Annotated in this window: 14 protein-coding genes; 3 read left to right on the top strand and 11 right to left on the bottom strand. The window is 59.1% G+C overall.

Translation table 11 applies throughout. From position 1 onward, the window contains the following. Window positions 1–86: 86 nt before the first annotated feature. The 5 genes from XB14_RS26030 to XB14_RS26010 all read right to left on the bottom strand — a co-directional run bounded on the left by XB14_RS26030 (window position 87) and on the right by XB14_RS26010 (window position 4,904). A complete protein-coding gene (locus XB14_RS26030; protein ID WP_077965942.1) occupies window positions 87–1,595 on the bottom strand; it encodes a tripartite tricarboxylate transporter permease in 1,509 nt (502 codons plus the stop codon). Window positions 1,596–1,605: 10 nt separating this feature from the next. Then, complete coding sequence (locus tag XB14_RS26025) at window positions 1,606–2,070, bottom strand: tripartite tricarboxylate transporter TctB family protein (RefSeq protein WP_077965940.1); 465 nt, start codon at window positions 2,068–2,070, stop codon at window positions 1,606–1,608. Continuing rightward, window positions 2,070–3,026: a tripartite tricarboxylate transporter substrate binding protein gene (locus XB14_RS26020; RefSeq protein WP_077965939.1), complete on the bottom strand. Its 957-nt coding sequence runs from the start codon at window positions 3,024–3,026 to the stop codon at window positions 2,070–2,072. The genes XB14_RS26025 and XB14_RS26020 overlap by 1 nt, the downstream gene beginning before the upstream one ends. A gap of 157 nt (window positions 3,027–3,183) precedes the next feature. Further along, window positions 3,184–3,867: an RraA family protein gene (locus tag XB14_RS26015; RefSeq protein ID WP_077965937.1), complete on the bottom strand. Its 684-nt coding sequence runs from the start codon at window positions 3,865–3,867 to the stop codon at window positions 3,184–3,186. A gap of 47 nt (window positions 3,868–3,914) precedes the next feature. Beyond that, the gene (locus tag XB14_RS26010; RefSeq protein ID WP_077965934.1) at window positions 3,915–4,904 is read right to left on the bottom strand and encodes a hydroxyacid dehydrogenase; all 990 of its coding nucleotides are present in this window, start codon (window positions 4,902–4,904) and stop codon (window positions 3,915–3,917) included. A 178-nt stretch (window positions 4,905–5,082) separates the two neighbouring features. On the opposite strand from XB14_RS26010, the gene XB14_RS26005 reads away from it, so the two are divergent. Further along, a complete protein-coding gene (locus XB14_RS26005; RefSeq protein ID WP_077965932.1) occupies window positions 5,083–5,964 on the top strand; it encodes a LysR family transcriptional regulator in 882 nt (293 codons plus the stop codon). Between the two features lie 372 nt (window positions 5,965–6,336). Here XB14_RS26005 and XB14_RS26000 read toward each other — a convergent pair whose 3' ends face one another. From XB14_RS26000 to XB14_RS25970, 6 genes are all read right to left on the bottom strand, one after another. Continuing rightward, complete coding sequence (locus XB14_RS26000; RefSeq protein ID WP_077965919.1) at window positions 6,337–7,227, bottom strand: LysR family transcriptional regulator; 891 nt, start codon at window positions 7,225–7,227, stop codon at window positions 6,337–6,339. Between the two features lie 625 nt (window positions 7,228–7,852). After that, a complete protein-coding gene (locus XB14_RS25990; RefSeq protein ID WP_077965911.1) occupies window positions 7,853–8,800 on the bottom strand; it encodes an ATP-binding cassette domain-containing protein in 948 nt (315 codons plus the stop codon). After that, complete coding sequence (locus XB14_RS25985; protein WP_077965910.1) at window positions 8,797–9,708, bottom strand: ABC transporter ATP-binding protein; 912 nt, start codon at window positions 9,706–9,708, stop codon at window positions 8,797–8,799. The genes XB14_RS25990 and XB14_RS25985 overlap by 4 nt, the downstream gene beginning before the upstream one ends. Then, window positions 9,705–10,526, bottom strand: coding sequence for an ABC transporter permease (locus XB14_RS25980; protein WP_077965909.1), 822 nt, complete (start codon window positions 10,524–10,526; stop codon window positions 9,705–9,707). Before XB14_RS25980 ends, XB14_RS25985 begins: the two co-directional genes overlap by 4 nt. 5 nt (window positions 10,527–10,531) lie before the next feature. Beyond that, window positions 10,532–11,467 carry an ABC transporter permease gene (locus XB14_RS25975; protein WP_077965908.1) on the bottom strand — a complete coding sequence of 312 codons (936 nt, stop codon included), beginning with the start codon at window positions 11,465–11,467 and terminating at the stop codon, window positions 10,532–10,534. 74 nt (window positions 11,468–11,541) lie between these two features. Beyond that, window positions 11,542–13,134, bottom strand: a complete 1,593-nt coding sequence (locus XB14_RS25970; RefSeq protein ID WP_077965907.1) for an ABC transporter substrate-binding protein — start codon at window positions 13,132–13,134, stop codon at window positions 11,542–11,544. A 598-nt stretch (window positions 13,135–13,732) separates the two neighbouring features. Between XB14_RS25970 and XB14_RS25965 the strand changes: the two genes are divergently transcribed. Both XB14_RS25965 and XB14_RS25960 read left to right on the top strand, forming a co-directional pair. Then, on the top strand, window positions 13,733–14,854 hold the full coding sequence (locus tag XB14_RS25965; RefSeq protein ID WP_210190049.1) for a hypothetical protein: 1,122 nt from the start codon (window positions 13,733–13,735) through the stop codon (window positions 14,852–14,854). 87 nt (window positions 14,855–14,941) lie between these two features. Next, complete coding sequence (locus XB14_RS25960; RefSeq protein WP_077965906.1) at window positions 14,942–16,606, top strand: amidohydrolase; 1,665 nt, start codon at window positions 14,942–14,944, stop codon at window positions 16,604–16,606. Window positions 16,607–16,731 lie beyond the last annotated feature (125 nt).

Below are 16,731 nucleotides of genomic sequence, written 5' to 3'. Positions count from 1 at the left end.
TTGCCGGGGCAATGACGCCTTACATCATCTTGCGAAAAAACGGCCGCGCGGAGCGGCCGTCATGGAGTGTCGATATCGACAGGTGGTCAGCCTTCTTCGTCCTGAAACGCTACCTCGCGCGTCCGACGGAAGGACGGCAGCACCATCAGCACGAGCATCCCAACCGTTGCGATGAGCAAGACCAGACTGATCGGGCGCTCGTAGAAGACGCTCGGATCGCCATGGGAGATGGTCATCGCACGACGGATGTTCGTTTCGAGCAGTGGGCCGAGAACGAAACCGAGTAACAGAGGGCCGGCTTCACACTTTGCCTTGCGGAACGCGTATCCCAACAAACCGAACCCTGCAGCGAGGACGACATCGAAAATGCGGTTGTTGATGCTGTAGACGCCAACGCAACAAAACAGCAGGATGGCCGGATAAAGCAGGCGATAGGGCACCGTCAGCAGCTTCACCCATACACCGATCAGCGGCAGGTTGATCACGACCAGCATAAGATTGCCGATCCACATGCTGGCAACGAGACCCCAGAATATCTCCGGCTGCGTCGCGAGCACGGTCGGCCCAGGCGTGATGCCGTGAATGATGAAGGCGCTCAGCATCATTGCCATCATGTTGTTGGACGGGATGCCGAGCGTCAGCAACGGGATAAACGACGACTGCGCGCCGGCATTGTTGGCAGCTTCCGGGCCTGCGACGCCCTCGACTGCGCCCTCGCCAAATTCGGATGGATTCCTGGAGATCTTCTTCTCCACCGAATAGGCACAGAAAGACGCAAGGGTCGCCCCGCCGCCGGGCAGGACACCAAGGAATGTACCGACGCCCGTCCCGCGAAGAACGGCAGGCCAGGCGCGGCGGAAGTCCTCACGCGTCGGCCACAGCCGGCTTAGCTTGCTCACGAGCACGGCGCGCGCCTCATGATTTTCGAGGTTCTCGATAATCTCTGCAAAGCCAAAGAGACCAATGGCTATGACGACGAAATCGATGCCGTCGAACAACTCCACCGCGCTGAATGTCAGGCGCTCCTCGCCTGAACTGGCATCAATGCCCACCATCCCGAGGAGCAGGCCGAGCAGGATCATGCCAATGGCTTTCAGAACCGGTCCGCGAGCAAGCACCGTTGCCGCGAGCAGGCCGAACAGCATGAGCGAGACGTATTCGGTCGGCCCGAACGACAGAGCAAAAGAGGAGAGCGTCGGACCGGCAATGGCGATGCCAAAAGTCGCGACCGTACCGGCAAAGAAGGAACCGAGAGCCGCGACAGCGAGCGCCGATCCCGCTTGTCCCTTCTGGGCCATTTTATAACCGTCAATCGCCGTCACCACAGAGGAGGCTTCTCCTGGCAGGTTGACCAGAATGGCCGTTGTCGAGCCACCGTACTGAGCACCGTAGTAGATGCCGGCCAACATGATGAGGCCGGCGAGCGGCGGCAGATAGAATGTGATCGGCAGCAGGACGGCGATCGTGGCAGTGGGACCAATGCCGGGTAGCACGCCGATCAGGGTGCCGAGCAGTGCGCCCAAAAGGCAGAAGCCGAGATTTGTGGGCGTCAGCGCCTCGCTGAATCCCAGCATAAGGAGGTCGATAAAGTTCATAAGTCCCTCCTCAGAATGGCCAGATGGGCATCTGAACGCCCAAGCCGACAATGAAGACCAATGCGCCAAAGGCCGTCAGTCCTGCCGTAAGCAGGATCACTTCGCGCAGTTTCGAGTCACGATCGGCAATGCTGCCGACGAGCAGCAACCACACGGCCGCTGCGACGAACCCGAAGTATTCGGCAATGAAGGCAAAGCCGACGACCGAAGCGAGAATGATGGCCACCGGCCAAAGCTTCGGTGTGGCGATCTCCTGACGATCACGAAAGGCACCAATTCCGCCGACTGTCACGCCAACGATGATGAGAAGCCAACAGACGATCGTGGGAAGATAGCCTGGCCCCATGGCAGACGCCGTCCCAAGGGTCAGGTCGCGCCCGGCCCAAAGGCCGAGCGCGCCAAAACCCACGAAAAGCACGGCGGTCAGGAGGTCCGGACGATCGCCCGCCCCGCCAGCTTTGCGCGGCGCCGACATTACTGCTGTTCCTTTGCGAGCTTCCAGATGGCGCCCAGCCGCTCTGCCCGAACCGGCAATTCCTTGCCCCAGTCTTCAGAGGAGAGGTAGGAAAGGGCAAGCGACTGTTGTTTGGCTTTCGCCTGGAATTCAGGATTATCGAGGGCCTTTCGGATAGCGTCGGAGAACTTGACCCGGATATCTTCCGGTACGTCACAGCCCATCGCAATGCCCCGTTCCGAACTCACCAGAACTTCAAAGCCCTGCTCCTTTGCCGTCGCCAGATCGGGGGCGATCACAGCACGCACTTCTGCGAACTGGCCCAGATTCTTGAAGGCTGAATGATCGCTGCCAACGAATTCGCCGACATTGATGCCAATCGTCATGACATGGCCGCCAAGGAGCGCCGTGCGCGCCTCGTTCGCACCGTTGAACGTCACCGCGGTCAAGTCGATGCCGGCCGACTTCTCGAGCTGCAGCATGGCGAGGTGTTCGTCCGTGCCGAGACCCGTCGTACCGACCGTCACTGCGCCGGGATTGGCCTTGGCATAGGCCACAAGGTCCTTGAGCGAATTGAACTCGGAGTTGGCCTGGACGATGAACGAACCCGGATCCTCAACGATGCGAGCGACAAGGCAGATCTTCTTGGGGTCGAAACGGACCTTTCGGTCCATTTGCATGGTCAGATAGCCGGGCGTATTGAGAGAAGAAGCCGTATAGCCGTCCGGACGGGCTTCCGTCATTGCCGTGTAGGCGATTTCGCCCGAAGCACCCGGCCGGTTCAGAACCGTGATGTTGGCGCCGAGTTCCTTCTCGACGTATGGCGCCAGGGTTCTGTTCATAACATCCGTGCCCCCGCCTGGAGCGAAAGCGACGATGAACTCGATCGGCCGATCCGTCGGCCATTCGGCATGCGCAGCGCCCGCGCCCAAGAGCAGGGTCGTCGCCAGCGCGGTGTTTCGGATCAAATGCTTCATGGTATCCTCCCAGTGATGTCTGTTATCGAGCGCACATCGCGCTTCGAGGTTTCATTCGGCCCGACACGGAATTGCTGTGACGAGCCAGGATCTTTGCTTTGGCCGGTTAGCTTCAACTCCTCCGTGAAGTGACGGCAAAATTCGGTCGCTCACGCGATCAAGGCTCAGGCGGCAGTTCGCAGCCACCCTTCGTGAGCGCGTCGTTGAACCAGGTCGGCTTATGTGTCCCGGCCCTGATGTTTTCCATCTGCTTGTTTTCGGCGGCGTGCTTGGCAGCGGTCCGCTCGTAGACCTCAGCCACGTCATCGATCGGGATCACGACCACCCCATCCGCATCGCCAAGGACCAGATCGCCCGGCATGACCACCATGCCGCCGATGGCAATCGGACAATTGATTTCGCCAGGGCCGTTCTTATAGGGGCCTCGATGTGTCACACCAACGGCAAACGACGGAACGTTGATCTCAAGAAACGCGTCAGCGTCACGAATAGCTCCGTTCAGCACGAAACCGGCCACGCCACGACCGCGGGCATGCGCAAGCATCATCTCGCCCATTAAGGCATTCGTGACGTCGCCGCCCGCATCGATGACGATGACATCGCCTTCGACGGCCATGTCGATTGCCTTGTGCAGCATGAGGTTGTCACCGGGCGGCGCCTTAACCGTGATGGCGCGGCCGGCAAGTTTGCCAGACCGATGCATAGGCCGAAGTTGCGCACCAGCCGCATGCATGCGGTGCATGCTGTCGCTCACATTGGCAACCGGCAGTTCCCGAAACTTCTCGACCCACGCTTGCTCGACGGCCCGAGGCCGGCTGCGAACTCTGAATCCTATGGTCAAGATACTCTCCTGAAAGTGCGATTGATGATGTTGAATTGGCTCGATCGTCAGGCTGAGGCCGCGGGGGCCCGGAAGTTCACGATCCTCTCGCGGCCAAGAGCACGCCCTTCGACGATCGCAAGCACTCCCTCGATCGCGTCGACACCGACACGGACATTCGCCTCCTTCGTGACACCGCCGATGTGGGGTGTGACGACAACCTTCGGCTCCTGCCAGAACGGGTGGTCGGGCGCAGGCGGCTCGGTCTGGAAGGTATCGAGTCCGGCGCCCGCGATGTGACCGCTGGCTATCGCACGCAGCAGGGCGTCCTCGTCGATGAGGCCGCCGCGCGCGGTGTTGATCACGTAGGAGCCGGGCTTCATCTGAGCGAGGCGCTTGCCGTCGAGGAGGTTTCGTGTCTCGGGCGTCAGCGGGCAGTGCAGGCTGACAACATCCGAACCAGTGAGTATGTCCTCGACTGTGTTCAGCCGGGCGACGCCGGCCTCTTCGAACGTGGCATCATTCGTGAACGGGTCGTAGGCGCTGACGTGGATGCCGAAGGCTTTTGCGAGCGCTGCCGTATGACGTGCGATTGCGCCGAAGCCGATAAGTCCCAGGGTCATGCCCGACAGTTCCTTGCCCGAGAAGCCCGGCTTTTCCCACTTTCCCGCTCGAAGCCCGGCGTCGAGCGGCAAGACGCGCTTCACGGTTGTGAGTAGAAGAGCAATCGCGTGTTCGGCGACAGATTGAGCGTTCGCACCGGTTGCAACGACGACAGGGATTTCGCGACGGGAGGCAGCATCGAGGTCGATGTTGTCGACGCCTACCCCATGCTTGGAAATCACGCGAAGTGAGGGGGCTGCATCAATTGCTGAAGCGCCAAAGCGGCCCATGCGAACAATGACGCCAACCGGATCGGCGTTCGCCACGATGCCAACGAGATCTTCTTCGCTCGTGTACGGCGGTACGTAGACCAGGCTGTAGCCGCGTTCTTCGGCGAGCTTGACTGCCCGCTCATTGATCGCTGGGCCGGTGACGAGAATGTTTTGGCTTGGCATGCATACCTCGATTGGCAATGGCGAGGACGCTGAGCACCAGGGTGCTTTCTACCAGATCCTCCTCGTGCCCGACCTCCCGTGGGCACCTCCTAATCGCGACGTTAACATAAGCATTTCTTGAAAAAAGCGAATAATTCTGACAAAGATAAACAGCAAATCTTAATTTGAGAGGAAAATCTTGGACATCCGTCAGCTGAAAACCTTCATCGCGATTGCAGAATACGGCACGTTCGCGAAGGCGGCCGACGCAGTCGGGCTCACGCCATCTGCTGTGAGTCAACAAATCCAGGCACTGGAATTGGAAGTGCGGGCAGAGCTGTTCGACCGCTCGACGCGGCCGATCACGCTGAACAGCCAGGGACTTCAGATGCTAGAGGCAGCACAAGGTCTCGTGCGTTCTGCCGATGATATCGTTGACGTCATTTCCGGAAAATCGGTCAGCGGCACGTTTACTATCGGCTCGGTGCGCTCAAGCGCCCTTTCTCTTCTGCCGAAGGCGATCATAGCACTCAAGAACGACTTCCCCGGTTTGAAGATCAAGCTCCACGTTGCCAACACCGATGAGCTGCTCAATGACGTCGTTACCGGACGCCTCGATTCAGCGATGGTGGCCGAATATTCCGGCGTCCCATCGACGTTGCGGTGGAGCCCGTTCATCCAGGAGCCCCTCTTTGTGATCGCTCCAAAGGGGACGCGTATCAGGCCTGCAGCGGAGATGCTTACGGAACTTCCCTATGTGAAGTTCATCAGCCGGTTTCGCCTTGCTAACATTATTGAGACGGAAGTCGCGAGAAGCGGGATCGTCACGAACGTTATTGCCGAGATTGACACGATAACAGCGGTCGTCGCCTGCGTGGTCAATGGGCTCGGAGTTTCAATCGCGCCCTGGAGCGCTTTGAGGGAAATTGCTGGCGAGGTGGTCGCGGTGCCCTTTGGCGATCCGCCAATCTTTCGCCAGATCGGCCTTATAGAGCGACGGGCCAGTCCTCGGGCAGCCGTCATCGACCGGCTTCACCAACATTTGGTCAGTTTCAGCGGAGAGTTCGGGGTTGCTCGTTGAAGCAATGTCCTTTCCTCCACAGGTGCACGCGCGCGAAGCCGTCGGACCGCCGCGCGGACGGCCGTATCTTCCTTGTTCCAGGCGATACCAGGCCCGATCTTGAGATCAACGCCGCGAACCGCGCTTGAGTTCGAAACCGACGTTCGGCAAATCCTTCGTCCATTCCGGAGCAAAACCGGATGCCGAGGACGGCTGAGACGAGTGACACCAGCGAGAAAGATGACATGTGAATAGGATGAAAATGTTCGAGAACTGGATCGCATGCCGCCATCATCGTAGCCCGATGGCGACGGACAGGGCCGCCCCTCTTCATTTCAGAGTACGATATTGTCCATGGCGGAGGAATCTGCGGCTCTCGAACGTAGGAAGTCCTCATTTGGAACGAGGAGGATCCAGATGCGCACTAGCCGTCGCTAAAAACCGGAGCACAGCTGGGCGCGTCGGTTCACCGGCTGTCGCTATCGCGGTCTGCAATGTGACATCGAGGCCTTCAATATGCCGGAACACCAAGTTCTCCTGCGTTTTGGTCAAGGTTTCCGGCACGATCGCAACACCCAGGCCCGAAGCGGCTTGGTCGAGCATCGCGTGCCAGCGATCCTTCTCCTCGCGCAATCTAGGTTGAAATCCGGCTCGACCGCAGGCCGCGAGTATTGAATGATACATAAACGGCCCCACGGATTCCGCGCAAACAATCAAGCGTTCCGAACTTAGGTCTGCCAATCTCAGAATGGGTTTGGCGACCAACGGATGGTCCGCCGGCAGTGCGGCGACGACTGGCTCTGTTCCTGCCATCCGCAGCAGCAGTTGCGTCGTGTTCAAGGGCGGATGCAGAAAACCCACGTCGATTGAACCGGCGGCAAGTGCGGCCACCTGTTCGACCGTTGGCAGATTTCGCAAAGTGACATCGACGCCCGGATACAACTCGGTGTATCGGCGAATGATCGCCGTCATCCCCCCGGCCTGCGGTAGTTCGCAATAGCCGATGGCCAGAGCCCCGGCATCGCCCCGCGCAGCATCTTGGGCTTGCTGAACTGCTCGTTTGACGTGACTTAGGGCAACCCCCAGTTCCCGAGCCAAAATACTTCCGGCCTCGGTGAGAATCACTCTTTGCGGGGAGCGTCGCAGCAACGCGCATCCGATCTGCTGCTCCAACTTCTTAATCTGATGTGAGAGCGCGGGTTGCGTTAGGTGCAGCCGCGCCGCCGCACGACTGAAGTGCAATTCCTCAACTAGGACACAGAAACTTTCAGCGTACTTAAGCATGGGCCACCATAGAAATTATCGATCGAATTACACCCGATAATAAATCTGTCGCCTTATCAAGTCGGCCTTTTTCAGAATTCCAATTGAATGAACCAAATCGTCTGGCTGGTTTCGCGCGGCTTGGGAGCGTGGCGTGCAAGCCGTTCGACATGAGTCATCCGTTGCCAATCGCGATGGCTACCCTTTTCTCGTCGTTCGACATCGGTAAGCGGATCGGTTCGAGAGGCGCTGCGGCCAGTGCGTCAACACGTACCGATATGAGCCGCGTCCCCCGTTCGATGTCCATGCTAGGCACCGATTTCTCAGGATCGAAGCGAAGAAAGCGTTGCCGCAGGAAAGGCTGTATAAACTCGATTCCGGGGACCCGCTCAAGCTGGCCAGCCAACTCGTATCGGGAACCTATCGAGGCCGTTTGGGCCGCCCCCGGCCATGCCACGCGGCAGCAAGCACGCGGTGGGACGTCGCGCGAATTCGCTGCCTCCGCAAACCGGTTGGCCGATTTACGAGATAACTTGGCGGGATCGTTCGATGTGCCGGCATCCGTGTCAGCGCATCTGAGAGGACGGACGGCCTTGGGTGCCCACCGTCACGACCGAATTCCGGCAGTCAGAAGCTTTGCCGCGGATCATTGAGCGGCAGCAGCAAACCTCATCCAGTGCTGCGGTGCGATTTCAACGAGTTCCGAGCGCGTCGGCGGAGAAAAGACATCCTGGACCTGGCCACCTGCGGACACCGCGGCGTTCGCAGAGTTTTCCTGGCATCCCCCCAAAGGCTGACGGGCATCGGGATCGGGGATTGCAGCGATCAGGCGGCGCGTATACGGATGTGTCGGCGTCTGAAAAATGTGTTGCCACCTCCCCTCTTCCACGATCTCGCCGAAATACATGACCAGCACACGGTCGCTCATATGCTCAACCACACTCAGATCGTGGCTGATCATAAGATAGGAGAGACCGAGCTTCTCCTGAAGATCGAGCAGCAGGTTGATGATCTGCGCCCGGACCGACACGTCGAGGGCGGAGACCGGCTCGTCGAGCACGACGATCTCGGGCTCGAGGATCAGCGCGCGGGCAATGCCGATGCGCTGGCGCTGACCGCCTGAAAATTCGTGGGGGTAGCGTCGGGCCTGTTCGGGCGTCAGGCCGACATTCTTCAGCATCGCCTCGATGCGACCCTCGACTTCCGAACCGTTGGAAATGCCGTGCAGGCGCAACGGTGCGGCAAGCGAGGTGCGCACCGACTGGCGTGGGTTGAGCGAAGCATAAGGATCCTGGAAGACCATTTGCACCGCTTTCGCCCTGTCGATCCGGTTCGGCGCGCCGGCCCCGGTCAGGGGCTTTCCGCGATAACGGATCATGCCCTCGGTCGGTTCCTGAAGGCCGAGAATGGAAAGCGCCGTCGTCGATTTCCCGCAGCCGGATTCACCGACGATCGAAAGGCACTCGCCCTTGGCAAGCTCGAAGCTGATGCCGTTGACGGCGTGAAGCGTACGCCGTCCTTTGCCGAGCAGGCCACCGCCGGCAACGGGGAAACGCACGTGAAGATCGTCCACCTGCAACAGCGGAGCGGTCATGGCTGGCTCCCTTCCAATTCGCGCGGCGTGATGAAGCGGCTCTCGGTAAGCTTCGAGCGATCGGCAATGATACTGTCGATATCGACGAGCCGCTGCCGCCCCTGTTCGCTGCGACTGCCAAGGCGCGGCAGGGCGCCGAGCAGTCCGCGGGTATATTCGTGCCGAGGGCTGTCAAAGAGCGCCCGCGTCTCGTTCTCCTCAACGAGGCAGCCCGAATACATCACGCCGACGCGCTGGCAGATACTGGCGATGACGCCAAGGTCGTGGCTGATGAAAAGGACGGCCGTGCCGCGCGCTGCGCAGAGTTCCTTGATGAGGCGCAGCACTTCGGCCTGCACGGTGACGTCAAGCGCGGTCGTCGGCTCGTCGGCGATGAGGAGATCTGGGCCGCAGGCAAGCGCCATGGCGATCATCACCCGTTGGCGCAGCCCGCCGGACATCTGATGGGGGTAGTTCTTGGCGCGACGATCAGGGTTGGGCACGCGCACATTCCCGAGCGACTCGACGGCAAGCTTTTCAGCTTCCCCCCAGCTCTTTCCCTGATGCAGCACGAACATTTCGGCGATCTGCCGGCCGACCGTCGAAAGCGGGTTCAGCGCGGTCATCGGTTCCTGGAAGATCATTGCGATGCGGTTGCCGCGCAGGCGCCGCATCTCGCGCATCGGCAGCGCCAACAGGTTCTGACCCTTGAACAGTATCTGTCCGCCGGTAACGGCGAGCGGCTTTTTCAAAAGCCCCATCACGGCAAGCGAGGTGACCGACTTTCCGGAACCGGATTCGCCGACGAGACCGTAGGCCTCGCCTGGCATGATTTGGAAGGAGACGCCCTTCAGCAACGGATGGAGGGCGAAACGACCGAGCGGAACGCTTAGGCGCAAATCCCTGATGTCGAGTAGCGGCATGGTCATGGCTTGCGCGTCCTCATATGCGGATCGAGGCTGTCACGCAGTCCGTCGCCGAGAAGGTTGAAGCCGAGCACCGAAAGAAAGATGGCAAGGCCAGGGAAGAGCGCCGCCCAGGGGGCGAGCTGGATGAGCTGGCGAGCATCGGTCAACATCGAGCCCCAACTCGGGAATGGCGGCTGGATGCCGAGGCCGAGGAAGGAGAGCGCCGCCTCTGACAGCACCGCCGACCCCATGCCGAGCGTCGCCATGACGAGAATCGGCCCCATCATATTGGGCAGAATCTGCGTGAACATGATGCGCAGGTCGCCATAGCCCAGCGTCTGCGCCGCCTGCACGTAGCCCTGCGATTTCAGCGAAAGCGTCGAAGACCGGGCGATGCGGCAGGTCCAGCTCCAGTTGGTGAGGCCAAGCGCGATCAAGAGCGACGGCAGGCCGGGGCCGATTACCGCCATCACGGCAAGCGCGAAGATCAACGAGGGGATGGCGAGCATGACATTGGTCAGGCCGTTGACCAGATCGTCCCACCAGCCGCCCCAATAGCCGGCCGTCATGCCGAGCGTGACGCCGATGATCGAATTGATCACCTGCGACACGATGCCGACGGTCAGCGAGATCTGCGCGCCGTAAAGAATGCGGGTATAGACGTCCCGTCCCTGCCCGTCCGTGCCGAACCAGAAGGTGGCGTCCGGGGGCAGTTCGGAGTTCATCAAGTCCGCATCGAGCACGGGGTCGAAGGGCGCGATCCAATGGGCAAGGACACCGGCGAAGATGACGAGCGCAGTCAGCGTCGCACCGAGCCAGAAGTTGAAGCCGAGGCGCACGGGCGTCACTCCTGCTTGATGCGCGGGTCGATCGCGGCATAGACCAGATCGACGGCGGTGTTGATGATCAGGAACCACAGCACGATGACGAGGATCGTGCCCTGCACCACGGGAATGTCGCGGATCGCCACGCTATCGACGAGCAGCGAGCCGATGCCCGGCCAGGCAAAGAGCTTTTCGATGACGACCGCCTGGCCGATCAGTGAGCCGAACTGCAGGCCGACGGTGGTGACGATCAGCACCAGCGCATTGCGCGCCACATGCCAGCGAACCACCTTGGCCTCGCTCATGCCCTTGGAGTGGGCGGTGCGGATGAAATCGGCGTTCAACACGTCGAGCACGCCAGCCCGCGTGGTACGCGCCAGCAGTGCCAGCGGCGTGACGCCGAGCGTCACGGCAGGCAATATGAGGTTTTGCAACGAGCCGTCGCCATAGCCAAAACTGGGCAACCAGTTCAGTTGCAGGGCGAAGAGATACATCAAGAGCAAGCCGAACCAGAAATCTGGTAACGACAGTCCTGAAATCGCACCGATCATTGTCGTCGTATCGAGCATCGAACCAGGACGCAACGCGGCGAGAAAGCCGAACGGCACCCCAACAACAATCGCAAAAACCATCGCCGCGACTGAGAGCTGAAGCGAGGCGCCCATGCGGTCGTTGATGAGGTCGACGACCGGTTGGCGGGTGCGAAAGCTGGTGCCAAGATCGAACCTCGCGAGATCCGTGACATAGGTCGCGAAACGCTCCATCAGCGGCTTGTTCAGACCGAACTCCTCATTGAGGCGAGCGATCAATTGTGGATCTGCGGCACGCTTACCATCCGCAAAGAGGCTAACCGCGAATGTGCCGGGAACGACGGAGAAGATGACGAAGATCAGCAGCGCCACCACAACGACTGTCGGGGCAACCTGCAGAATGCGGCGCAGGGTAAAACGAAGCATAAACGGTTCCGAGTTGGACACCCTTTCGGGCACGACAGATTGCTCGCGATAGGGGGTAGCTAGCGGCCTCAAGATTAGCGACGCGAATCCGGCGCCGTTTCGTCGATCCAGATTTCGTCGTAGGGCTGGACCGCCAGTTCCGTCGCGTTTGGAACAAGGCCGTGGATCCACGGCTGGTAGGCCATGACCGCCTTGTTGTAGTTGAAGAACCAGACCGGGGCATCGTCCTGCACGAGGTTATTGGCCTGGCGCAGCAGATTGCTCTGCTTGGTCGGGTCGCGTTCTTGTTCTGCAGCCCTAAATAGCTTGTCGAACTCAGGGTTCGCATAGCTCGAGTAGTTGCAAGCGGACGGAGGCGTTGTCGAGAGAAAGCAGCGCAACGCATTGAGGGGGTCGGGACCAGATGGAATAGACCAGATATAGGCACTGAAGTTGCCTGATGTTACGGCATCGCCAAGCGCCGAGCTTTCGACCGGCTTCGGCTTCATGGTGATGCCCACCTTCTTCAGCATCGGCAGGATAGCTTCGACGATCGGCACGCCCCAGCTTTCGTTCGGGCTTGCCGTCACTTCGAATTCGAAGCCATCGGCATAGCCGGCTTCGGCCAGAAGGGCCTTCGCCTTTTCGGGATCGAAAGCATAGGGCGCTTTGTCCTTGTCGAAGGCCGGCGAGGACAGCGGCAGCCACCCGGAGGCCGGATAAGCCTTGTTCTTGACCAGGCGTTCGACGATCAATGGCGTGTTGATCGCGTAATTGATCGCCTGACGGACCCGCTTGTCCTTGAAGGGTTCGAAGGTCGGGTTGAAGCCGATGGTGCGGGTATAGACCTCGGCGACTTCGAGCAGGTGGTCCTTCAGGGCGTCCTCACCCTGATAGGCTTGATATTGGGTCGGCCCGAGAATAGAGACGTCGATTTCCTTGTTGCGGAAAGCGATGTCTCGCGCGGCGTCCTCTGCCATCAGAGTGATGTCGATGCGGTCGAGATAGGGCTTGCCCTCTTCGTAGTACTTGTCGAACTTTTCGACGACGACCTGCGAACCCGGTATGTGCTCCTTGAAGACGAAGGCGCCGAGGCCGACGGGGGTCTTGGCAAAGCTCGCTTCATCCTTCACATCAGACGGATAGATGACCGTCGTGTTCTGCATCAGCGAGAAGCCAGGGTTGATCGGGCCAACAAACGTGACTTCCAGGGTGTGGTCGTCGATCTTCTTGAGACCGGAAATCTCCTCAGCCTTGCCGGCGATGAACTCATCCGCACCCTTGATGACGGCGATGTAGCTCGCGCCCGGGAAGGCGTTCTTCGGGTTGGCGATGCGCTTGTAGCTATAGATGATGTCGTCGGCCGTCAGCGGCTTGCCGCTATGGAAGACGGCATTGTCGCGCAGGTGATAGGTGTGCACCGTGCCGTCGTCGGAAACGTCTTCGGAGCTTGCCAACTCCAGCACCGGCTTGTTCTGGATTGAATCCCAGTCGTAGAGCGCGCGGTGGATCGCCTGTGTGATGAATTCTTCCTGCGTGTTCGGGCTCGCTTGAACGTCGAGCGTGGCGAAGCTCGAACCGTAAGGGGCGGTGAAGACGAGCGTCCCGCCATGGCGTTCGCCCGCGGCCAGCGCCTCGGTAGAAACCCCGAGGCCGAGCATTACGGCCAGTGTCAGTCTTTTCAGCATGCCGTTCTCCCTCTCGTGTCGTTTCGACACGGTCCGCGTCGTCCTGGGCGCCCCATTCAAGCTGGCATCAGAATTCTAGGGCGATCGGGACCTTCCTCAGCCCGCACGGCGCTTACCTGCTCTCCGCCAACCCACCGACCAGATTCTCACCGGGTGAATGTGTCGGTCGATGAGGCAAATCAGTACGGCCACTTGCGAACGATGGGAAATTTATTTTAACGCTATTTATGATAGAAAACATTTATCTTAAAACTTCGTCCATGTTCCGTGTGAATTGAGCCTCGCGAGCACACGCGGTCCGTGCCCGCGCATCATCAGATGCTGCGATCAAAGGAGCATGTTTTCATGGAGCCGGGATCGCAGCTCGCGGACCCCGAGGGCTCTTCCAAGCACTGGGTATGGCTTAGTCGCGCTAGACATTTGAGGAGAGGGGACGTCAATCCCGGCCAAGCCGCTTCGATCATAGGAGCGTGACCAGGGATCGCTTATCTAGACTACCCATGATCAATTTCTTCTATCTCAAAGCGCAACAAAATAAATTTCCTTATCGCATCAACCTCACCTAACAATGAGATAGAAGCAACTATTGAGGCAATTGATGAACGCCCCTTCGAGTTTCCGACATGGCAAGGTTCTCCGCCGTCACGCCTGCATTGCTGGTGTGACACTGTCCGTGGCCTTGTCTCTGTGCGCTGATCCCCGAAACGCCCTCGCGAACGCCGATCAGCATGTAGTCGCCGCGACGGAAGTGAAAAACCTTAGCGTGGAAAACGGCATCCCGCCCCGCCTTCAATGGGAGGCGAACTACGGATATTGCGGTGAGGTGGCGCTGATAAGCGCCGGACTTTATTATGGGCAATATGTATCTCAGTACGACGCCAGGGCGATCGCCAGCAAAAATATCGACCAATCGAGGCAGGAGAGCCAGCTTCTGCTCGGCGTCAACGACACCTATGCCGCTAAGCGCATGCGCCTAAAGGCAGTTCAGTGGAATACCGACGCCAAACCCAGCGGGGATGATTTTCTGGCCTGGGTTAAGGAGAACGTCGCATCCGGCTATCCAGTCATAGTCGGTGTCTACATGAACCATTATCTCTTCGAGGACTCCGACGATGAGGATGCCGGGGAGGAAGAGTACGATCACATCGTCCCCGTGATCGGAGTTTCTTCAAGCCGACCTTTCACAAAGCCCTCACGCTACTACAGCGACGACGTCATCACGTTCAGCGACAACGGCCTCTATTCTGGCGACGGTCAACCGGCTTACCTTTACCGCTATGCGTTTGGCTCGTTCCAGGCCAGTCGCAAGGAAGCAAATTCAAAGTCACGCCCAGTCTATTCCTTGCGACGCAACGGTGGAAATTACGGGATCGCCGTAACCGGGATTATCGATCGCGATGGCAAGACGCTGCCAATCCGCTTGTCAACGAACGTAAACTACGAAAAACCCGCCATGCGCGAGGGTTCGAACACCCGTCCCAAACCGCAGACGTTAATTCTGACGGTCAATGTGTCTGACCTGAGGCCGGGTGTGCCCTACACGTTGTACCGATACAACAACTTCGACTCGGTTCCCGAAGCCTCTTTCAACGCCAACGCCTCAAAGGCATCCAAGAGTTGGAAGTTCACCGTCAAGGCGGGATCCACCTTCGCGGTGACGGAAGAAATTTCATCGGATCAAACAGCAGTCTACCGGGCGGTTCCGAACACGGCTCCCTGAAAAATCTCAACTTTCCGAGGGCGCATCACGAACCAACGTGCGCCCTCGTGTATCCGCAACGGCGAATTCAAGACTGGAGACCGCTCTATGACAGCGAACCCACAGGTGCGTGCCGATACGATCATCTACAATGGACGGATCTGGTGCGGGTACGAGGAGGGAACGGTAGAGGCCTTGGCCATATGGCAAGGCAAGGTATTGGCGACTGGCACGCGGGAACAAATATGGTCTCTGAAGGGAGATGAAACACATCTGATCAATCTACAGGGGCGCTTCGCCACGCCCGGACTGAACGACGCTCATCTCCATCTGCTTTTGGTTGGCTTGACGCTGGATTGGCTTGATGCGACGCCACAGACCGCTCCAACATTGGACCGTCTACTAAATATCATTCGCGACAAGGCGGCGTCCGTTCCTCCGGGCGCATGGATCAAAGCCCGGGGCTACGACCAGACCAAGCTTGATGTCGGACGTCATCCGCATAAGGCGGAGCTCGACGCCGCGGCTCCCAACAATCCTGTCCTTCTTGAACGCGCATGCGGTCACGTGTCCGTCTTCAATTCGAAGGCTTTCGAACTGGCGGGCGTGGATGAAAAAACGCCGGTGCCAGATGGTGGCTTGATCGAGCAAAGAAATGGCGAATTGACTGGCATGGTAGCCGAAAATGCCCAGCAAATGGTTCTTAAGACCATCCCAAGGCCCTCGACGGGAGAGATGATTACCGCCATCGAGGCCGCGGGCAAACTACTGCTTTCCTATGGCATCACCAGCGTCATGGACGCGGCGGTCGGGCAAGTTGCGGGCTTTGAGGAAATTCGGGCGTATACACTTGCCAAACTGGAAAAGCGCCTTCCGGTACGGACCTGGCTCGTGCTGCTCCAGGACGGACAATCAATGGTACAAAAATGCTACGAGGCCGGATTGGTGTCGGGCATCGGCGATGACATGCTCACGATCGGCGCGGTGAAGATCTTCCTCGATGGTTCCGCTGGGGGACGCACGGCCTGGATGAGCAGGCCGTATCTCGGCGACGATGACAATGTCGGGGTCCAGATATTGCCAGATGCCGAACTGGAGGCGTTGGTGATGGATGCGCACAGCAAGGGGTATCAACTTGCCTGTCACGCGATCGGCGACGCCGCTATTGGCCAACTGATCACAGCCTATGAAAAGGCGCTCGCGGCACATCCTGATCCGGATCGAAGACACCGCATCGAGCATTGTGGTTTCTCCACGCCTGAACAGCACGAGCGGATGAGAAAGGCTGGGATTTACCCCTGCCCTCAGCAAGTGTTCATTTACGACTTTGGGGATGCCTACATATCGGTTCTCGGCCCGGACCGGGCTCTGTCGAGCTATCCGTTGAAAACGTGGAAGAACCTTGGCTTCAAACCCGCCACCGGAAGCGATTCTCCCGTTTGCGATCCCAATCCCTATCCGAATATTTACGCGATGGTGACACGCAAGACTTGCGAAGGAACTCTGATGGACGCCAGCGAGCGTGTGACTATCGAGGAAGCGCTGCAGGTGTATACGGAATACGGCGCGTTCTCGCAGAAGCTCGAAAACGTCAAGGGCAAGCTGGTCCCCGGGCAAGCTGCGGATATCGCGGTGTTTTCACGCAATATGTTGATCGCAACCCCGGAAGACATTCTGAAAGACACGCGTTGCGATATGACACTCCTCGCAGGTGAAGTCGTATTTGAGCGCAATACGGACATTCGCGGCTTTGGGGAACACGAGAAAGCGTAACCCGCCCTTGGAGCGACAAAGTGGTCGGCTTTGCGTGCAAGATGGCTTCGGAGATTCTATCTGCAAAGTCCGGGTTCTCACCGGGCTTAATGTCGAGGTCAGGGTCATCCATTCCCCCAAGTCAT

The sequence above is a fragment of the Ensifer adhaerens genome (genome assembly GCF_002007205.1).
GTDB lineage: Bacteria > Pseudomonadota > Alphaproteobacteria > Rhizobiales > Rhizobiaceae > Ensifer > Ensifer adhaerens_D.
The sequence above is the reverse complement of the archived record's forward strand: the minus strand, read 5'-3'. Positions and strand labels throughout refer to the sequence as shown.